Source organism: Ancylobacter sp. Lp-2 (genome assembly GCF_020523795.1).
GTDB lineage: Bacteria > Pseudomonadota > Alphaproteobacteria > Rhizobiales > Xanthobacteraceae > Ancylobacter.
This window is the reverse complement of sequence record NZ_JAJALI010000007.1, coordinates 282033-300299: the sequence shown is the minus strand read 5'-3', so window position 1 is coordinate 300299 and position 18267 is coordinate 282033. Positions and strand designations below refer to the sequence as shown.

General features: G+C 69.6%; 17 protein-coding genes, 1 other RNA gene, 1 pseudogene and 1 riboswitch. Of the genes and pseudogenes, 9 read left to right on the top strand and 10 right to left on the bottom strand.

Translation table 11 applies throughout. The annotated features are described in order from the left end of the window. Positions 1-236: 236 nt before the first annotated feature. The 5 genes from LGR54_RS18535 to LGR54_RS18515 all read left to right on the top strand — a co-directional run bounded on the left by LGR54_RS18535 (position 237) and on the right by LGR54_RS18515 (position 4622). Entirely contained in the window at positions 237-518 is a 282-nt protein-coding gene (locus LGR54_RS18535; protein WP_370638183.1) for a GCG_CRPN prefix-to-repeats domain-containing protein, read from the top strand. A 24-nt stretch (positions 519-542) separates the two neighbouring features. Beyond that, complete coding sequence (locus tag LGR54_RS18530) at positions 543-1061, top strand: Spy/CpxP family protein refolding chaperone (protein ID WP_230363447.1); 519 nt, start codon at positions 543-545, stop codon at positions 1059-1061. A gap of 235 nt (positions 1062-1296) precedes the next feature. After that, the gene (locus LGR54_RS18525; protein ID WP_230363446.1) at positions 1297-2499 is read left to right on the top strand and encodes an aspartate aminotransferase family protein; all 1203 of its coding nucleotides are present in this window, start codon (positions 1297-1299) and stop codon (positions 2497-2499) included. Further along, positions 2496-3437, top strand: coding sequence for an ornithine carbamoyltransferase (argF, locus tag LGR54_RS18520; protein ID WP_230363445.1), 942 nt, complete (start codon positions 2496-2498; stop codon positions 3435-3437). Before LGR54_RS18525 ends, argF begins: the two co-directional genes overlap by 4 nt. Positions 3438-3572: 135 nt before the next feature. Further along, positions 3573-4622, top strand: coding sequence for an Hsp33 family molecular chaperone (locus LGR54_RS18515; protein WP_230363444.1), 1050 nt, complete (start codon positions 3573-3575; stop codon positions 4620-4622). 469 nt (positions 4623-5091) lie between these two features. Here LGR54_RS18515 and argE read toward each other — a convergent pair whose 3' ends face one another. The 5 genes and pseudogenes from argE to LGR54_RS18490 all read right to left on the bottom strand — a co-directional run bounded on the left by argE (position 5092) and on the right by LGR54_RS18490 (position 10596). After that, a complete protein-coding gene (argE, locus tag LGR54_RS18510) occupies positions 5092-6255 on the bottom strand; it encodes an acetylornithine deacetylase (RefSeq protein ID WP_230363443.1) in 1164 nt (387 codons plus the stop codon). Between the two features lie 87 nt (positions 6256-6342). After that, a complete protein-coding gene (locus LGR54_RS18505) occupies positions 6343-7794 on the bottom strand; it encodes a TrkH family potassium uptake protein (RefSeq protein WP_230363442.1) in 1452 nt (483 codons plus the stop codon). 101 nt (positions 7795-7895) lie between these two features. After that, positions 7896-8288 carry a Co2+/Mg2+ efflux protein ApaG gene (gene apaG / locus LGR54_RS18500; protein ID WP_230363441.1) on the bottom strand — a complete coding sequence of 131 codons (393 nt, stop codon included), beginning with the start codon at positions 8286-8288 and terminating at the stop codon, positions 7896-7898. A gap of 550 nt (positions 8289-8838) precedes the next feature. Beyond that, positions 8839-8943: pseudogene (locus LGR54_RS18495) on the bottom strand (IS5/IS1182 family transposase); the annotation flags it as partial. 438 nt (positions 8944-9381) lie between these two features. After that, entirely contained in the window at positions 9382-10596 is a 1215-nt protein-coding gene (locus tag LGR54_RS18490; protein ID WP_230363440.1) for an O-succinylhomoserine sulfhydrylase, read from the bottom strand. 47 nt (positions 10597-10643) lie between these two features. Next, positions 10644-10725: riboswitch (SAM riboswitch) on the bottom strand. 226 nt (positions 10726-10951) lie between these two features. On the opposite strand from LGR54_RS18490, the gene LGR54_RS18485 reads away from it, so the two are divergent. Further along, positions 10952-12094, top strand: coding sequence for a 2'-deoxycytidine 5'-triphosphate deaminase (locus LGR54_RS18485; RefSeq protein ID WP_230363439.1), 1143 nt, complete (start codon positions 10952-10954; stop codon positions 12092-12094). Between the two features lie 10 nt (positions 12095-12104). Here LGR54_RS18485 and LGR54_RS18480 read toward each other — a convergent pair whose 3' ends face one another. The 4 genes from LGR54_RS18480 to LGR54_RS18465 form a co-directional block, all read right to left on the bottom strand. Beyond that, the gene (locus LGR54_RS18480) at positions 12105-12575 is read right to left on the bottom strand and encodes a carboxymuconolactone decarboxylase family protein (RefSeq protein WP_230363438.1); all 471 of its coding nucleotides are present in this window, start codon (positions 12573-12575) and stop codon (positions 12105-12107) included. Further along, complete coding sequence (locus tag LGR54_RS18475; RefSeq protein WP_230363437.1) at positions 12520-12939, bottom strand: MerR family transcriptional regulator; 420 nt, start codon at positions 12937-12939, stop codon at positions 12520-12522. Before LGR54_RS18475 ends, LGR54_RS18480 begins: the two co-directional genes overlap by 56 nt. 112 nt (positions 12940-13051) lie before the next feature. Then, on the bottom strand, positions 13052-14020 hold the full coding sequence (gene nudC, locus LGR54_RS18470) for an NAD(+) diphosphatase (protein WP_230363436.1): 969 nt from the start codon (positions 14018-14020) through the stop codon (positions 13052-13054). A 14-nt stretch (positions 14021-14034) separates the two neighbouring features. After that, positions 14035-14460: an HIT domain-containing protein gene (locus LGR54_RS18465; RefSeq protein WP_230363435.1), complete on the bottom strand. Its 426-nt coding sequence runs from the start codon at positions 14458-14460 to the stop codon at positions 14035-14037. 543 nt (positions 14461-15003) lie between these two features. On the opposite strand from LGR54_RS18465, the gene ffs reads away from it, so the two are divergent. From ffs to LGR54_RS18450, 3 genes are all read left to right on the top strand, one after another. Then, positions 15004-15099: signal recognition particle sRNA small type (gene ffs / locus LGR54_RS18460), an RNA gene on the top strand. A gap of 194 nt (positions 15100-15293) precedes the next feature. Then, positions 15294-17285 carry a DNA polymerase III subunit gamma/tau gene (locus tag LGR54_RS18455; RefSeq protein ID WP_370638227.1) on the top strand — a complete coding sequence of 664 codons (1992 nt, stop codon included), beginning with the start codon at positions 15294-15296 and terminating at the stop codon, positions 17283-17285. A 54-nt stretch (positions 17286-17339) separates the two neighbouring features. Next, positions 17340-17660: a YbaB/EbfC family nucleoid-associated protein gene (locus LGR54_RS18450; RefSeq protein ID WP_230363434.1), complete on the top strand. Its 321-nt coding sequence runs from the start codon at positions 17340-17342 to the stop codon at positions 17658-17660. Positions 17661-17664: 4 nt separating this feature from the next. Here LGR54_RS18450 and LGR54_RS18445 read toward each other — a convergent pair whose 3' ends face one another. Then, positions 17665-18267 (bottom strand): TetR/AcrR family transcriptional regulator, encoded by a 603-nt coding sequence (locus LGR54_RS18445; RefSeq protein WP_230363433.1) that lies wholly within the window; start codon positions 18265-18267, stop codon positions 17665-17667.

The window sequence follows — 18267 nt, the reverse complement described above, 5'->3', positions numbered from 1 at the left end:
CCCGCCCGATCACGGTCCGGTTTGGAACGGCTCTGAAATGATCCTGTGCCCCTTCCGGGGCATTGTTCCGGCTGGCCCGGCATGCATCCATGGCGCCGCCTGATTTGCGCCTGATGGAGAAGCCGATGACGCCGCATCCAAACGCCGCCGCCCCCGCGCCGGCCCACCGTACTTCCCGGCCTGTTGCCTCCCGCCTGATCGCCTCCGCCGTGCTCGCCGCCGCCGCCTTCCTCGCCATGCCGGCCTCGGCCGCCCCGATCGCCGCGACGCTGCCCGCCCCCGACGCCCTCGTCACCAAGGTCGCCCAGGGCTGCGGCCCCGGCGCCTGGCGCGGCCCGTGGGGCGGCTGCCGCGACACGCCCTATACCGGCCCGCTGCCCGGCGGCGGCTATGCCGTGCCGCCCGGCGCCCCGGTCTATTACGGCAATGGCTGCCCTCCCGGCTGGTGGCGCGGGCCCTGGGGCCATTGCCGCGACACGCCCTACCATGGCCGCCTGCCCGATGGCGGCTGGCAGTGAACCCGGCCTGAGCGGAGACCCAGCATGACACGTATCCTTGCCCGCCTTTCCGGCCTCGCCCCGATGGCCGCCCTCGCCGTCACCGCCCTGCTGGCCGGCCCCGTCCTGGCGCAGACCACCCCGGCCGCCGACGCGCCGCCGCCGGTGGTCGACCTCTATACCGAGGCCGACGCCCAGGCGGTGCTCGACGCCCGGCTGATCGCATTGAAGACGGTGATCGGCCTCACCCCCGACCAGGCCAGGCTCTGGGACCCGGTGGAGGCCGCCATCCGCCAGGCGGCGAAGAACGGCGCCGCCCGCGCCGCCGCGCGCGCCACCGCCGAGCCGGCGACCGACTTCCTCGTGGTGCTGGAGCGTCTCGCCGACGCCGAAGCGGCGCGGGCGGAGGACCTCAAGACGGTGATCGCCGCCGCCAAGCCCCTGGTGGCCGCGCTGACGCCGGAGCAGAAGCGCCGCGTGCCGGGCTTCCTCGGCATGTCCGACCGCGCCGGCCAGCCGCAGCCGACACTGGAGCTGTGGATCTTCGAAGACGAGCAGGAGTGAGGCCACGGGTCGAGCCCCGGCCCGACCCGCACCCTACCCCAGAGGCCGGCGGCATCCCCTGCCGCCGGCCTTTTATTGCCGGGGCCTCGTTGTCGGCCTGTCATATTGACTGGCCATGTTGACCCCCGGCGGCGTTGCTTTAAAATCCGCTGCATCGGGTGCCGCCCCCGCAAGGGCGGCACGTTTCGTTTTGGGCCCAGGCTTTCAACAGCCGTCATCAATAGAGGAGGGGCAGGTGATCGACCCCGTCCTGCCGACCTATAGTCGTGTCGACCTGGTTTTCGAGCGTGGCGAAGGCGCCTGGCTCTTCACCAAGGACGGACAGCGATATCTCGACTTCACCGCCGGCATCGCGGTGAACGTCCTCGGCCATGCGCATCCGCACCTCGTCGCGGCGCTGACCGAGCAGGCCGGCAAAGTGTGGCACCTGTCCAACGTGTTCCGCATCGAGGGCGCCGAGAAGCTCGCGCGCCGTCTCGTCGAGGCGACCTTCGCGGACACCATGTTCTTCACCAATTCCGGTGCGGAAGCGCTGGAATGCGCGATCAAGATGGCGCGCAAGTACCATTACGTGAACGGCGCGCCGGAGCGCAGCCGCATCGTCACCTTCGAGGGCGCGTTCCACGGCCGCACGCTGGCCACCATCGCGGCCGGCGGCAACGCCAAGTATCTCGAAGGCTTCGGCCCGGCGCTGGAAGGCTTCGACCAGGTGCCCTATGGCGATCTCGAGGCGGTGAAGGCCGCCATCGGTCCGGAGACCGGCGCCATCCTCATCGAGCCCGTGCAGGGCGAGGGCGGCGTGCGCTCGGCCTCGTGGCCGTTCCTGCGCGCCCTGCGCGCGCTGTGCGACGAGAAGGGCCTGCTGCTCATCCTCGACGAGGTGCAGTGCGGCGTCGGGCGTACCGGCAAGTTCTTCGCCCATGAATGGGCCGGCATCACGCCGGACATCATGGCGGTGGCGAAGGGCATCGGCGGCGGCTTCCCGGTCGGCGCCTGCCTCGCCAAGGAAGAGGCCGCCAAGGGCATGACGCTCGGCACCCACGGCTCGACCTATGGCGGCAACCCGCTCGCCATGAGCGTCGCCAATGCCGTGCTCGACGTGGTGCTGGCCGACGGCTTCCTCGATCAGGTGCAAGCGACCACCGCCCGGCTGCGCCAGCGTCTCGCCGAGCTGAAGGACCGCCACCCGGCGGTTATCGCCGAGGTGCGCGGCGAGGGCCTGCTCATCGGCCTGCGCACGCTGGTGCCGAATGGCGACCTCATCGCCGCCATGCGGGCCGAGCACATGCTCGCCCCGGCGGCGGCGGAGAACGTCGTGCGCCTGCTGCCGCCGCTGAACATCGGCGACCAGGAAATCGAGGCCGCCTTCACCAAGCTCGACGCGGCCTGCGCGCGCATCGAGGCATCGCTGGCCGCGTCCAAGGGAGCGGCGGCATGAGCAACAACGGTAGCAAGAGCAGCGTGAAGCACTTCCTCGACCTCGACGCCCTCCCCGCCGGCGAGCTGCGCGACCTCATGCGCTTCTCGCACGACCTGAAGAAGCGCCGGCAGAAGGTGGCGCTGGAGAAGCCCTTTGCCGGCAAGGTGCTGGCGATGGTGTTCGACCAGCCCTCCACCCGCACCCGCATCTCCTTCGACATCGCCATGCGCCAACTCGGCGGCGAGACGATCATGCTCACCGGCGCCGAGATGCAGCTCGGCCGCGGCGAGACCATCGCCGACACCGCCAAGGTGCTGTCGCGCTATGTCGACGCGATCATGATCCGCATCCTCGATCATGCCGCGCTCGAGGAACTCGCCGCGCACGCCACCGTGCCGGTGATCAACGGCCTGACCCGCGACAGCCATCCCTGCCAGATCATGGCGGATGTGATGACCTTCGAGGAGCACAAGGGCTCGATCCAGGGCCGCACCGTCGCCTGGACCGGCGACGCCAACAACGTGCTGGCCTCCTGGGTACAGGCGGCGGAGCGCTTCGACTTCGCGCTCAACGTCGCCACCCCGCCGGAGCTGGCTCCCCGCGCCGCGCTCACCGACTGGGTGAAGAAGACCGGCGCGCGCGTGCGCTTCGGCACCAGCGCCGAGGAGGCGGTCGAGGGCGCCGACTGCGTCGTCACCGATACGTGGGTGTCGATGGGCGACGTGGAGGCCGAGCGCCGCCACAACCTGCTCAAGCCCTACCAGGTCAACAGCGCGCTGATGAAGCGGGCGGCTTCGGGCGCCATCTTCATGCACTGCCTGCCGGCGCATCGCGGCGAGGAAGTCACCGACGAGGTGATGGACGGCCCGCAATCGGTGGTGTTCGACGAGGCGGAGAACCGGCTGCACGCGCAGAAGGGCATCCTCGCCTGGTGCCTCGACGGCGCCTCGATCTAGGCTGCGAGTTCGACGTGCGAGGCGCCCTGCGGGGCGCCTCTTGGTTTCAGCGCCGGGCACGAGCCCGGCCATGCGAGGGACGCGGGCCTCCGCCCCTCGCGCAATGCCACCTTCGCACCTATATCGGCGGGCGACATGACACACTCCATCCCCACCCCCGATCCCGATCTGACCTCCCGCGGCCCGCTCGCCGAGCCGGTGGACGACCAGGTCACTCCCTTCCACGTCGACGGCCTCGACGTGCGCGGTCGCGTCGTGCGCCTCGGCACCGCGCTCGACGCCGTCATGGCGCACCACGTCTATCCGCCGGCAGTCAAGCGGCTGCTCGGCGAGGCGGTGGCGCTCACCGTGCTGCTCGGCTCGACGCTGAAGATCTCCGGCCGCTTCATCCTGCAGACCCGCACCGACGGGCCGGTCGACCTGCTGGTGGTGGACTTCACCGCCCCGCAGGACGTGCGGGCCTATGCCCGCTTCGATGCCGGGCGGCTTGAGGCACTATTGGCCGAGCTCGGCCACGGTCAGCCGGTCGACAGCGGCCGGCTGCTCGGCAGCGGCCATCTCGCCATGACCATCGACCAGGGGCTCAGCGTCAACCGCTATCAGGGCATCGTGGCGCTGGAGGGCGGCACGCTCGAGGATGCCGCGCACCGCTATTTCGCCCAGTCGGAGCAGATCCCCACCCGCGTCCGCCTCGCGGTGGCCGAGGAGGTGCATCCGGGCGATGCCGCCTCGTCCTGGCGGGCCGGCGGGCTGATGGTGCAGTTCCTGCCGACCGAGGGCGGCCGCATCCGCCCGGTCGACCTGCATCCGGGCGACGCGCCGGAAGGCAGCGAGCTGCCGGTGTCGGAGGAGGACGATTCCTGGATGGAAGCCCAGTCGCTGGTCGGCACGCTGGAGGATGTCGAGCTGGTCGACGGCGAATTGTCGGCCGAGCGGCTGCTGTACCGGCTGTTCCATGAGCGCGGCGTGCGGGTGTTCGAACCGGAGAACGTGGTCGCCAAGTGCTCCTGCTCGCGTGAGCGCGTCACCGGCGTGCTGGCGAACTTCTCCCGCGAGGAGCGCGAGAGCCTCGTCGAGGACGGCAAGATCGTCGTCACCTGCGAGTTCTGCGGCCGCTCCTACGGCTTCAAGGCCGAGGAGATCGTCGGCCCGGAAGAGCCGGAAGCCGCCGCCGACGAGGCGTGAGCCAGCGCTCGCGAGACGCGAGCCGGCGCGCCCGTTCAATCGTCATGCCGGACGGTCCGCAGGACCGGTCTGGGATCGCGTGAGCCTCCGGGAGCGCCGCGCTCCCTCTCCCCGTCGGGGAGAGGGCTGGGTGAGGGGTCTTCGGGGCTTCCAAATCGCTAGGGCCCCTCACCGACCCGCTTCGCCGGCCACCTCTCCCCGACGGGGAGCGGAAAGGCAGGTCCCAAGCGACCGGGATCACGCAAACCGCGTTTCGCCTTTTCCTTTATGAAGCGTCCTCATCCTGAGGTGCGAGCGCCGCGAGCCTCGAAGGATGGGTCTCCGGCTGCGCCCGCATCTGGACGAGCATCCTTTCGAGGCCCGGCTGCCGCCGGTCACCTCAGGATGAAGTCAGTCGAAAGGAAAACCGTTGCCGACCAGCCTCTCGGCTCGCCGCGTTCCCCGGGGCGGCCCGCCCCGAGCCGCTCTCCTACCGGGCACACTCGGCGATCAGCCCGTCGATAAACCGCTCGCAGGCGCGCAGTTGCGCCACCTCGATGAACTCGTCCGGCTTATGCGCCTGGTCGATCGAGCCGGGACCGCAGATCACCGTCGGCACGCCCTGCGCCTGGAAATGCCCGCCCTCGGTGCCGTAGGACACCGCGAAGGTGCCGTTCTGCCCGGCGAGCCGCAGCGCCATCAGCTCGGCCGGCGAGCCCGGCTGCGGCGCCAGCGGCGGCACCCGGTAGGTGAAGTGGGTCTCGATCTCCGCCTCCGGCGCCTCGGCGCGCAGCTTCGGCAGCACCACCTCGCGGGCGAAGCGCTCGAAGCGGGCGACCAGCGCCTCCTCGTCGAAATCCGGCAGGCCGCGCAAATTCCACTTCACCACGCAGCGGCGCGGCACGATATTGCCGGCGGTGCCGCCCTCGATGCCCACCACCTGCAGGGTCGAGCTCGGCGGATCGAAGCGGCCGGAGGCGTCGCCGGCCTCGACCAGCTCCGCCCGCAGCCGGTCGAGCTCGGCGATCAGCTCGGCGCTGGCGAAGATGGCGTTGGCGCCGAGCTGCGGCATGGAGGAATGCGCCTCGCGGCCGGTCACCGTCGTCACATAGCCGGTGCCGGATTTGTGCGCGTCCACCACCTTCATCAGCGTCGGCTCGCCGACGATGCACGCGCGCGGCAGCGGCAGGTCGACACCAAGCTTGCGCACGGCGGGGATCACCCCGGTGCAGCCCAACTCCTCGTCATAGGAGACCAATATGTGGATCGGGGTCGACAGCCGCGACGCCACCATGTCCGGCACCTTGGCGAGGCAGGCGGCGACGAAGCCCTTCATGTCGCAGGAGCCGCGCCCGTACAGGCGGTCGTCCTTCGGCGTCAGGGTGAAGGGGTCGGTGGTCCAGGGCTGGCCGTCCACCGGCACCACGTCGGAATGGCCGGAGAGACAGACGCCGCCGACGCCCTCGGGGCCGATGGTGCAGAACAGGCTGGCCTTCTCGCCGTCAGCGCTCGGCACCAGCACCGAGGCGACGCCGAAGGCCTCCAGATAGTCGCGCACGAAGCCGATCAGCCGCAGGTTGGAATTGCGGCTGGTGGTGTCGAAGCCCACCAGATAGGCCAGCAATTCCTCGGTGGTGGTACGGCCTGCCAGCATGAGCGCTCCCGGATTCCCGCTTCGTCGATCCACCCGAGCATAGACGGTATCACGCGGTTCACGGCAAGTCCGTAACGGTCGCTATCCTCACCGGCGCCAGAAGCTCGGCAGGAACAGCACCAGCACGGTGAACAGTTCGAGGCGCCCGAGCAGCATGCCGAACGACATGATCCAGATCACCTTGTCCGGCAGGCCGGCGAAATTGGTCGCCGGGCCGATATGCGGGCCGATGCCCGGCCCGACATTGCCGATGGCGGTGATGGCGCCGGACAGCGCGGTGGCGAGGTCGAAGCCCATCCAGTTCAGCGCGATGGCGATCACCGCGAAGCCGCCGAGATAGAGGAAGCCGAAGGACAGCACCGAGGCGACCACCGCGTCGTCGATCGGCGCCCCGCCATAGCGCACCGGGAACACGCCGTTCGGGTAGACGATGCGCTTGAGGTGCTGCACCAGCGCCGAGCCGAGAATGGCGATGCGGAAGGTCTTCAGCCCGCCGGAGGTCGAGCCGGTGCAGCCGCCGAGGAACAGCAGCAGGAAATACAGCGCGTCGGTCGGCGGCCCCCAATGGGTGAAGTCGACCACGACGAAGCCGGTGGTCGACATCAGCGACACGACGTTGAACAGCGCGTGGCGCAGCGCCGTCTCGCCCTCGGCGATGCCGCCGCGCACCTGCTCGAACATCGAGACCAGCGTGAAGACGACGATGAGGCTGAGGAACAGCCGCACCTCGGTATTGGCGAACAGCCGCGAGAAGTCGCCGGCCAGCACCCGCACATAGAGCAGGAAGGGCAGCGAGCCGGCGATCATGAACACGATCGCCACATATTCGATGGCGGCGCTGTGGAAGTAGCCGATCGAGGCGTCGTGGGTGGAGAAGCCGCCGGTGGAGATGGTCGACATCGCATGGGTGAGCGCGTCGAACGCGTCCATGCCCGCCAGCAGGTAGGCGAGCCCGCAGATGAAGGTCAGCGCCACATAGGTGCCGAGAATGCCCTTGGCGAGCTGGGCGGCGCGCGGCAGCACCTTCTCCGACTTGTCGGAGGATTCCGCCCGGAACAGCTGCATGCCGCCGATCTGCAGCATCGGCAGGAAGGCCATGGCGAAGACGATGATGCCGATGCCGCCATACCAGTGCAGGAAGGCGCGCCAGATCAATATCCCCGGCGGCCGGTCGTCGAGATGGTCGATCACCGTCGCCCCGGTGGTGGTCAACCCGGACATCGCCTCGAAATAGGCGTCGGCGAAGGACAGCCGGGTCTCCGACCACATGAAGGGAATGGCGGCGAAGAACGACAGCAGCACCCAGCTCAGCGTGGTCAGCACGAAGGCCTGGCGCAGGCCGAGCAACTCCACCTCGCCGGTGCGTCCGGCGAGCCACAGCGACAGGCCGACGAACACGGTGATGGCGGCGGTGGCGGCATAGATGATGAAGTCGCGTTCCCCCGCCAGCACGTCGACCAGGGCGGGAATCATCATCGAGGTGCCGAGCACGGCCAGCAGCACGCCGAGTACGGCGGCGATCGGTCGGAAATCGATCACGGAAGCGAGGACTCGGCTCGTCACGGCGGGTTGCACGGAGAGCGAGCATAGCCGCTTCCCCGATGCGCCGGAAGCGGCAACCTCCGGGCCGGGCCCGGCATTCAGTTGAGCGTGCGCGCGGTGCCGGGCATGTCGAGCGAGAAGCCGGGCACCTCGACGTCGAACACGGCGCCGGCTTCGTCGACGAGGCCGTAGCTGCCCTCCATCGAGCCGGTGGAGGTCGGCAGCGGCACGCCGCTGGTATATTCGAAATGCGCGCCGGGCGGCAGCACCGGCTGCTCGCCCACCACCCCGGCGCCGCGCACCTCCTGCACCCGGCCGAGGGCGTCGGTGATGATCCAGTGGCGGGTCATCAGCTGTACGGTGCTGGCGCCGAGATTGACGATCTCGATGGTGTAGGCCCAGAAATACTGGCTGCGCGCGGGATCGGAGCGCTCCGGCGTGAAGCGCGGCGTCACCGTCACCTGCACGCCGCGCGTGGTCGCCCTGTACATGCCCGTTCTCCTCGAATCCGGCGCCGCCAGTGAAGGCCGATTGCACGGCCGGAGCAAGGCCGCAAGGGAAGGCGCCGGTGGACGGCGGGCGTAAGGTGATCGCGAGGCGGCGGCGGAAGGCGACCGCGAACGCCCGCGCGGAATGCGCGGGCGTACTGTGGGAAAGCCTGCCGCCCGACCTCACTTTCCTCTCCCTGTTGGGGAGGGGTGGCCCGCGAAGCAGGTCAGTGAGGGGGACGGACCTCGGGTGGCACCGAAGGCCCCTCATCCCACCCCTCTCCGTCGGACTAGGCGGTTGCCGGATCCGCCCCTCAGCGAGATCGAACTCGCCACAGCCGAGTTCGATGCGGGGAGAGGGAGCATCTTCTCTTGCGACGGCCCTTCGGGAAGAGGCCACGGTGGAAGGCACACCACACCTGCCTTCCCTCTCCCCGCTGGAGAGAGGTGCCTGCGAAGCAGGTCGCTGAGGGGAGACGACCTCGGGAGACGCCGAAGACCCCTCACCCCATCCCTCTCCGTCGACCTAGTCTGTGGACTCATAAGTTCTGATTCATAGGCGGGTGGATGCGAGTATGACGGCGGCGAGGAAATTCCTTGCGAGCTTGTCGAAGCGCGTGGCGACCCGTCTGAAGTGCTTGAGCTTACAAAAAAAGCGGATTCAGGACCTAGGCGGTTGCCGGATCCGACCCTCACGAGATCGAACTCGCCAACAGCCGAGTTCGATGCGGGGAGAGGGAGCATCCTCTCCTGCAACCGACGTTCGGGAGGAGAACACAGCGGAAGGCACACCACACCTGCCTTCCCTCTCCTCGTTGGGGAGAGGTGCCTGCGAAGCAGGTCGCTGAGGGGGCACGACCTCGGGTGGTGCCGAAGCCCCCTCACCCCTCCCTCTCCCCCAGGAGAGGGAGGCATCCTCTCTTGCAACTGGCGTTCGGGAGGAGGACACGGCGGAAGGCGTCCCCCATTTGCTTTTCCTCTCCCCGTTGGAGAGAGGTGACCTGCGCAGCAGGTCGGTGAGGGGGACACGGCCGGGAAGCCTCGAGCCACTCCCCTATGGCCGCCTCCCCTCCAGCGCGGGCTGGCCGCCCGCCCCTCAGACCGCCTTCAGCGCGCGGCGGATGTCGTCGGTGAGGTCGTCGACATGCTCGAGGCCGACCGACAGGCGCACCATGCCGTCGGAGATCCCCATCTCCGCCCGCGCCTCGGGGGCAAAGCGCTGGTGGGTGGTGGTCGCCGGATGCGTCACCAGGCTCTTGGCGTCGCCGAGATTGTTGGAGATGCGCACCACTTTCAGCTGGTTGAGGAAGCGGAAGGCGCCGGCCTTGCCGCCATCCACCTCGAAGGTCACCAGCGTGCCGCCACCGCGCATCTGCCGCTTGGCCAGCTCGTATTGGGGATGGTCGGCGCGGTAGGGATAGATCACCTTGCCGATCTTCGCCTCGCCGGCCAGCCGGTCGGCCAGCGCCACCGCGCTCGCCTGCGAGCGCTCGACGCGCAGCGGCAGCGTCTCCAGCCCCTTCAGCATCACCCAGGCGTTGAACGGCGACACCGAGGGGCCGGTCTGGCGCAGGAAGGTCTGCAGATGGTCGGTGAGGAACTGCTGCGAGCACAGGATCACGCCGGCGAGGCAGCGGCCCTGCCCATCGATGTGCTTGGTCGCCGAATAGACCACGATGTCGGCGCCGAGCGCGATCGGGCTCTGCAGCATCGGGGTGGCGAACACGTTGTCGACCACCAGCCGGGCGCCGGCGGCATGGGCGATCTTCGCCACGGCGGCGATGTCGACCAGCTCCAGCGTCGGGTTGGTCGGGCTCTCCAGGAAGAACACGCGGGTTTCCGGCGTCACCGCCGCCTGCCAGGCGGCGAGGTCGGTGCCGTCGACCAGCGTCGTGGTCACGCCGAAGCGCGGCAGCAGCTCTTCCACCACATAGCGGCAGGAGCCGAACAGTGCGCGGGCCGCCACCACATGGTCGCCGGCCTTCAGCTGGCACAGCATGGCCGAGGTGACCGCCGCCATGCCGGAGGCGGTGGCGCGCGCCACTTCCGCGCCTTCCAGCAGCGCGAGGCGGGCCTCGAACATCGCCGTGGTCGGGTTGGAGTAGCGGGTATAGATGAAGCCCGGATCGTCGCCCTTGAAGCGCGCCTCGGCCTGCTCGGCGGTGTCATAGACATAGCCCTGGGTGAGGAACAGCGCCTCGGAGGTTTCCGCGAAGGGCGAGCGCAGGATGCCGCCATGCACGAGGCGGGTATCGGGACGCAGCTCGGCGATCTCGGCGGCGGTCAGCTTTTCGGTGGGGGCTTCAGACATTCGGCGGCTCCGGGTTCATCGATAGACCGGGGTCGCCCACGCGCACACGCCGCGCGGCCCCGACCTTTTTAGCAACCTTGTTTAGCGTGGCGGCAAGCCGGTCGGCTTCAAATGACCACGTGGTATGCCGGGATTACTCCCATACGGCGCGCGCCGTCAAGGCGGATGTTCTCATCCGAAAGGCGACCGGGGCCTCGCCGCGCTTGGCGTAGCGCGGGTGGTCGGCTAAAGCGGGTGTGTAGAAAATCCACACCGGGTGGAAAGACCGAACCCTGCGCAGGCGTCAGCCTGCGGGAACCGGGTCCGCCCGCGATGTGCCCCGAGCGTTGACACTCTGTAAATGCGAGAACGAAGCGTGTCCCAACTTGGTCTGCCCGAAACGGGTGACGGCATCCTGCCGGACGACGCCATCGTCGCGCTCAACGCCGCCGGTGCCATCCGCACGGCCTCGCCCTTCGACGCCGACCAGGTGCAGCCGGCCAGCCTCGACCTGCGGCTCGGCGACACCGCCTGGCGGATCCGCGCCAGCTTCCTGCCCGGCGCCGACGCCGATGTCGCCGACCGGCTGTCCCGGCTCGCCCTGCACCGCCTCGATCTCGCCGGGGGCGAGGTGCTGGAGACCGGCTGCGTCTATCTGGTGGAACTGCAGGAATCCCTCGCCTTGCCCGAGGGCATCGCCGCCTCGACCAACCCGAAGAGCTCCACCGGCCGGCTCGACGTGTTCACCCGCGTCATCGCCGACCGCGCCCGCTCCTTCGACATCATCCCGGCGGGCTATGCCGGCAAGCTGTATCTGGAAATCTCCCCCCGCACCTTCCCGATCCTGGTGCGCAAGGGCTCGCGGCTGTCGCAGATCCGCTTCCGCCGTGGCGACGCCCGCCTCGGCGAGGCCGAGACCGTGGCGCTCAACGCCGCCGAGCGCCTCGTCGACACCCCGCAGCCGGACGTCGCCGGCGGCGGCATCGCGGTGAGCGTCGATCTGTCGGGCGCCGGCTTCGGCGGCCTGCTCGGCTTCCGCGCCAAGCGCCACACCGGGCTGATCGACGTCGACAAGCGCGCCCAGTGCGACGTCGACGACTATTGGGAGCCGCTGGTGACGCGCGGCCGGCGCGAGCTGGTGCTCGATCCCGACGCCTTCTACATCCTCGCCTCCAAGGAAGCCGTGCACGTGCCGCCGAGCCATGCGGCGGAGATGGTGCCGTTCGATCCGCTGGTCGGCGAGTTCCGCGTCCACTATGCCGGCTTCTTCGATCCCGGCTTCGGCCATGCGGCGGCGGGCGGGCGCGACAACGCGCATGGCGGCGCCCGCGCGGTGCTGGAGGTGCGCTCGCGCGAGGTGCCGTTCATCCTGGAGGACGGCCAGATCGTCGGCCGCCTCGTCTATGAGCGGATGCTGGCCAAGCCGCGCTCGCTCTATGGCGAGGGGCTCGGCTCCAACTACCAGGCGCAGGGGCTGAAGCTTTCCAAGCATTTCCGCCCCTGGACGCGGGAAGGCTGACGCGCGAGGGCTAGGCATCGCGGGCGGCGAACACCTCCTTCGCCGCGAACAGGCCGTTGAGCGCCGCCGGGAAGCCGGCATAGACCGCCATCTGCATGAGGATCTCGACGATCTCCTCGCGCGCGAGGCCGACATTCAGCCCGGCCTCGATATGCACCTTGAGCTGCGGGCCGGCATTGCCGAGCGCACACAAGGCCGCGATGGTGGCGATCTCGCGGGCGCGCAGGTCGAGGCCCGGCCGCGTGTAGATGTCGCCGAACGGGAATTCGACCAGCAGCCGGCCGAAATCGGGAGCGATGCCGGCCAGCGCCGCCACCACTTTCTCGCCGACCTCACCATCGATGCGGGCGAGCGCCCGCCACCCGGCCTCGAAGCGATCGGCGGGGCGGTGCGGAGCCCCGGGCCCGCCATCACGGATCCCGGCGTCACCGCCCTCGGTGAATGGGTTCGTCGTCTGCGTCGTGGGAACGGTCTGCGTCATCGGAGGGCTCCTCGCTGCCAGCGCCGGCATAGCCGGCTATCTTCGAGTCGAGGACGGTCAGGCAGGCGAGGAGATCGTCGACATGCGCACGGACCCTCGCCCGGTGGCGGGCCAGCAGTTCGCGCCGCTCGCCGGCGGTGGCATCGCCCTGCGCGCGCAGCTCGGCATAGCGCACCATGTCGCGGATCGGCATCCCGGTGGCCTTGAGCCGCCCGAGAAACTCGATCCACGCCAGGATCGACACGTCATATTGCCGCTGGCGCGCACCGTCGCGCATGGCGGTCGGCAACAGTCCGATCCGCTCGTAATAACGGATCGTATCGACCGACAGGTCGCTGCGCCGCGCGAGGTCGCCAATCTTCATCTCTCACCCGAACCGTCACGACGCCCACCTGTCTAGGTGCTGGAGCGCACTCCAGGTCAAGCGCTTTCTGGTCAAACGCTTTCTGGCCCGGCCGGTTCGATCTGGCCGCCCCTCACCCCGCCGGCGGGTCGCGGCCCTCGACGAAGGCGCGGATCAGGTGGTGGGCGATCGCCATCGGCGGCGGCGCCACCAGCCCGTCCGGATGGGTGCGGGTGAGCAGCAGCCGTGCCTCGTCGCGGTGGAACCAGCGCGCGCCTTCCAGCTCGTTGTCGTCGATGCGGATCTCCCGGCTCGCCGCCTGAAGATGGAATCCGATCATCACCGACATCGGGAACGGCCAGGGCTGCGAGCACAGATAGCGCGCCGCCCCGGTGCGGATACTGGCCTCCTCGAGGGTCTCGCGACGCGCCGCCTCCTCGAAGGTCTCGCCCGGCTCGACGAAGCCGGCGAGGCACGACCACATGCCCGGCGCGAAGCGGGCGGAGCGGCCGAGCAGGCATTCGTCGCCGTCGATGGTGAGCATGATCGCCACCGGGTCGGTACGCGGGAAGTGCTGCGCACCGCAATGCGGGCATTCGCGCCGCCAGCCGGCCTCCGCCACCTCCAGCCGGGTGCCGCAATTGGAGCAGAAGCTGCGCCGGGCGTGCCAGGCCAGCATCGCCTTGGCGCAGGCGAGCTCGGCGAGTTCCTCGCGCGACACCAGCCCCTGCACCGCGATGGAGCGCAGATCGGTGAGCAGCAACTCCTCCCGCTCGGCCAGCGCCCCGGCCGAGGCCGCGTGCAGCGGCAGCACCATGTGCGGCACCGCGCCTTCTCCGTCGAGCCCGAGCAGGCAGGCCTCGGCGGTGCGCCCGCCCAGCGCCGCCGCCTCGGCGAGCGGCAACATGGCCCCGTGAGGTCCCTCGCCGCGCCGCGCCAGCACCACCGTCTCGCCGGCGATCAGGCAGGCGCGGGCGCGCGGGTCGGCAAGAAATTCCGGCATGCGGGCGCGCCGGTCGCTGGCCCGGTCGAGCCGGAAGGCGCTGTAGCCGAGATGCGGCCACTCCCCCAGCCCGGTGGTGTCGAGATCCCCTAGGCTCACGCCGTCTCCTGCGCTCAACTTCTGTCCTCCAGCGCGGCCTTCAGCGGCGCGATCAGGTCCTGCGCCGCCGCGCTGGCATAGGGCACCGGCGCGCCGCGACCCCAGACCGGGTTCGGCCAGGCGGCGTCGGTGGCGAAACGGGCGATGATGTGGATGTGCAGCTGCGGCACCATGTTGCCCAGCGCCGCGACATTCAGCTTGTCGCAGGAGGTCAGCTGCTTGAGCGCCCGCGCCGCCTGGTCGAGCTCGTGCATCACCACCGCGCGGGTCGCCGGGTCGAGGTCGATCAGCTCGCGCGCATCGGGAAGGCGCGGCACCAGGATGAGCCAGGGATAGCGGGCGTCGTTCATCAACAGCAGCGTCGAGCGCCGAAGCTCGACGATGGGGAAGGTGTCGGCCGCCAGCCGGGCGTCGAGGGTGAAACCGTCGGAAGTCGTCATGTCGTCCATTCGCTGCCCCGTCCTCCCTGCGCGCCCTCTATAGCGGCTCGCCGCGCGCGGGGCCATGCCGACGGCGCGCATCGCCGCGCCCACCGGCCCAGGCGGCCATGCCAACGTCCCCTGCCGATCCCGGTAGAACGGGCCCGTACCCGACCGCATTCTGGCAAAGTCTGGGCGGCACTCGGCCGCTTGACGGGCAGATTATCTTCCCGGCCGAGCCGGCTCACCGAAAATACAATCTATTCCAGAAGCTTGCGGCCAACGACCGTGCCTGCGGCTCTCTCAATGCCGCGCGCCCGGCGCGAGGGATACGCAACAGACCTGGGCTGGTTTCCGCTCGTGGCGGACCCGGCGCGCCGGCGCCGCCTGACGACTGACCGATGCCCGCGTGCCGAGCGGCGTCCCTACCGTCCAGCTGTTGACGCACAACTTCGCGATGTCGCTCGACCGAACCTTCCGAGCGCCGGCATGCGGTACGCGACATTGGCGCACCGGCGCCCCTCCCCCTTGCATCGCACGCGCATCTGCCCGATATAGGCGCCGGGAGGTTGGCGGTGGACGAGCCACTCGCCAACCGGGTCAGATCCGGAAGGAAGCAGCCCCAACGAGCCCGTCTCGGGTCGCATGTCAGCCTCCCACCCTGCTTTCGCCCGTCGCTGCCGGGCGCTCCCCGCACATCGAGAACCGTCGCCTGCGGGCCACCGCCGTGGTCCACCGTAGGCGCACGTCGGTCCTCCCTCGCCGCCCCTCGGCCGGCCGCCTTCCCCGGTTTTTTCCGTCCCCCGATCCGGCGGCGTTGCATTCCCGTCCCCCCGCGATGCTATGAAGGCTCCATGAGCGCGGATCGCCCCGACCTACCCGACGACGACGCGATGCCAGACGACGACGCGATGCCCGGCCTCGGCCTCGCCCCGGCGGGCGGCGTAACGGCTGCCGGCGCGGCGACGCCCTATCGGGTGCTCGCCCGCAAGTACCGGCCGCAGACCTTCGCGGATCTGATCGGGCAGGAGGCGATGGTGCGCACGCTGCGCAACGCCTTCGCCTCGGGCCGCATCGCGCAGGCCTATATCCTCACCGGGGTGCGCGGGGTCGGCAAGACCACCACCGCCCGCATTCTCGCCCGCGCGCTCAATTACGAGCCGATGGACGGTCCGGCGGGTGGCGGCGCCCCCACGCTCGACATGCCCGAGCTCGGCCGCCACTGCCGCGATATCATCGAATCGCGCCATGTCGACGTGCAGGAGATGGACGCCGCCTCCAACACCGGCATCGGCGACGTGCGCGAGATCATCGAGGCGGCCCGCTACAAGCCGGTGCTGGCGCGCTACAAGGTCTTCATCATCGACGAAGTGCACATGCTCTCCACGGCGGCCTTCAACGGACTGTTGAAGACGCTGGAGGAGCCGCCGGAGCATGTGAAGTTCGTCTTCGCCACCACCGAGATCCGCAAGGTGCCGGTGACGGTGCTCTCCCGCTGCCAGCGCTTCGACCTGCGGCGCATCGATTCCGGCGTGCTCGCCCATCACCTGCGCGGTATCTGCGAGGCGGAGGGCGTCACCATCGATGCCGAGGCGCTCAGCCTGGTGGCCCGCGCGGCGGAAGGCTCGGTGCGCGATTCGCTCTCCCTGCTCGACCAGGCCATCGCGCATGGAAGCGGCACGGTGCATGCCGAGCAGGTGCGCTCGCTATTGGGCCTCGCCGATCGCGGCCGGGTCATCGACCTGTTCGAATCGCTGATGAAGGGCGACATCGGCAACGCCCTGGTCGAGCTGCGCGAGCAGTACGACACCGGCGCCGATCCGGCGGTGGTGATCGCCGACCTTGCCGAGTTCACCCATCTGGTGACGCGGCTGAAGATCCTGCCGCAGACGGCCGAGGACGCGGCGCTGGTCGAGGCCGAGCGGGTGCGCGGCCGCGCGCTCGCCGAGGGGCTGTCGATGCGGGTGCTGGCCCGCGCCTGGCAGATGCTCGTCAAGGGCCTCGCCGAGGTGCAGCAGGCGGCCAAGCCGATGCAAGCGGCCGAGATGGCGCTCGTCCGCCTCGCCTATGCCAGCGACCTGCCGACCCCGGACGAGGCGCTGCGCAAGCTGCGCGACATGGAAGGCGCTCCCGGCGGCGGCGAGGCCCCCTCGCCCCGCTCCGGTACTCCCTCCTCCGGCGCTCCCACTTCGGCACCGCAAGCGCGCTCATCCGGGCCGGCGACGGCCGCCGCACTGCAATCGGCCCCGATGTCGAGGCAACTGGCCTCACCGGCCACCGCGATGGCGCCGTCGGCCGCATCGTACACCGCACCGGCCTCGCATCTGGCGCTGGCCAGCCGCACCGAGACGCCCCGCCCGGCCGAGCGGCCGGCGGAGGCAATGCCGGGCATCCGCATCGAGACCATGGCGGATCTGGTGGCCCTCGCCTCCACCCGTCGTGACCTCAAGCTCAAGTTTTCATTGGAGAATCACGTCCGGCCGGTCGCCTTCGAGGATGGCAAGCTGGAAATCGCCCTCACTGCGGGAGCCGGCCCCGGCCTTCTCACCGAGCTGCAGAACAAGCTCAGCGACTGGACCGGCCGGCGCTGGCTGGTGGCGCTCTCGCGTGAAGAAGGCGAGCAAACCGTTGCGGAACAAGCGAAATCCGCCCGCGAGACCCTGCTCAGCGACGTGCAGGCGAACCCGCTGGTGGAGGCGGTGCTCTCGCGTTTTCCCGGCGCCAAGATCGTCGATGTGCGCACCACGGCGGAGCTTCCTCCCGCGCTCGACGACTATGCGAGCGACGACGACCTCATGGCCGCCCGCGACGACGGCCCCGGCGCCGACGACGAGATCGAATTCTAACCCCTTGTTTCTGCGTGCTTTTGCACGATACGCTTACTGATTAAGGAGTCCGCTATGAAAGACCTTCTCGGCATGATGTCCAAGGTGAAGGAGATGCAGGCCCGCATGGAGCAGATGCAGGCCGAGCTCGACGCCATCGAGGTCGACGGCGTCTCCGGCGGCGGCATGGTCAAGGTCGTCATGAGCGCCAAGGGCGCGCTGAAGGGCGTCACCATCGACCCCAGCCTCTTCAAGCCGGAAGAGGCTGAAATCCTTGAGGATTTGATCGTCGCCGCCCACAGCGACGCCCGCGGCAAGGGTGAGCGGCTGATCCAGGAGCGCACCCAGACGCTCACCGCCGGCCTGCCGATCCCGCCCGGCCTCAAGCTGTTCTGATCGCTTATCTTTCCGCTATGCCTGTGGGCATGCAGAGGCGCAGCACGCCCTCGGTGATGACCGGGGCGTGCCGCGACAGCGGCCCCTCCAGCCGGCCATAGAGCGCGAACGCTGCCGGCTGCACCAGCAACCCCAGCATCATCGCCGCCGCCAATGCCGGCGGCTGCGGCAGGTCGGCGGCGCTGTCTGAGAGCAGTTCCGCCAGCGCCGCCACTGCGTTGCATGCCGGATCGTCCGGCACATGGGAGAGGTGGTCGTGCTGGTTGATCAGGAGATAGGCGAACAGCGCCGGCTCCTCGTCGAACAGCGTGCAGCCGAGGCGAACCATCGCCGCCAGCCGCGACGGCAGATCCCTATGTATCTGGCCGATCTCGCGAATCGACTGCGCCAGCACGGCATAGCGATCGAGGAACAGCGCCCGCGCCAGCTCCTCCTTGGAGGCGAAATGGCGATAGAGAGCGCCCTCCGACACCCCGACCGCCTCGGCGATGTCCCGTACCGAGGTGCCGGCGACGCCACGCGCCGCGAAGAGCCGTAGCGCGGCCTCTTCGATGCGCAGCCGCGTGCGCGCGCCGTCGCGCCCACGTCTCTCGGGAGCGCCCGCCAC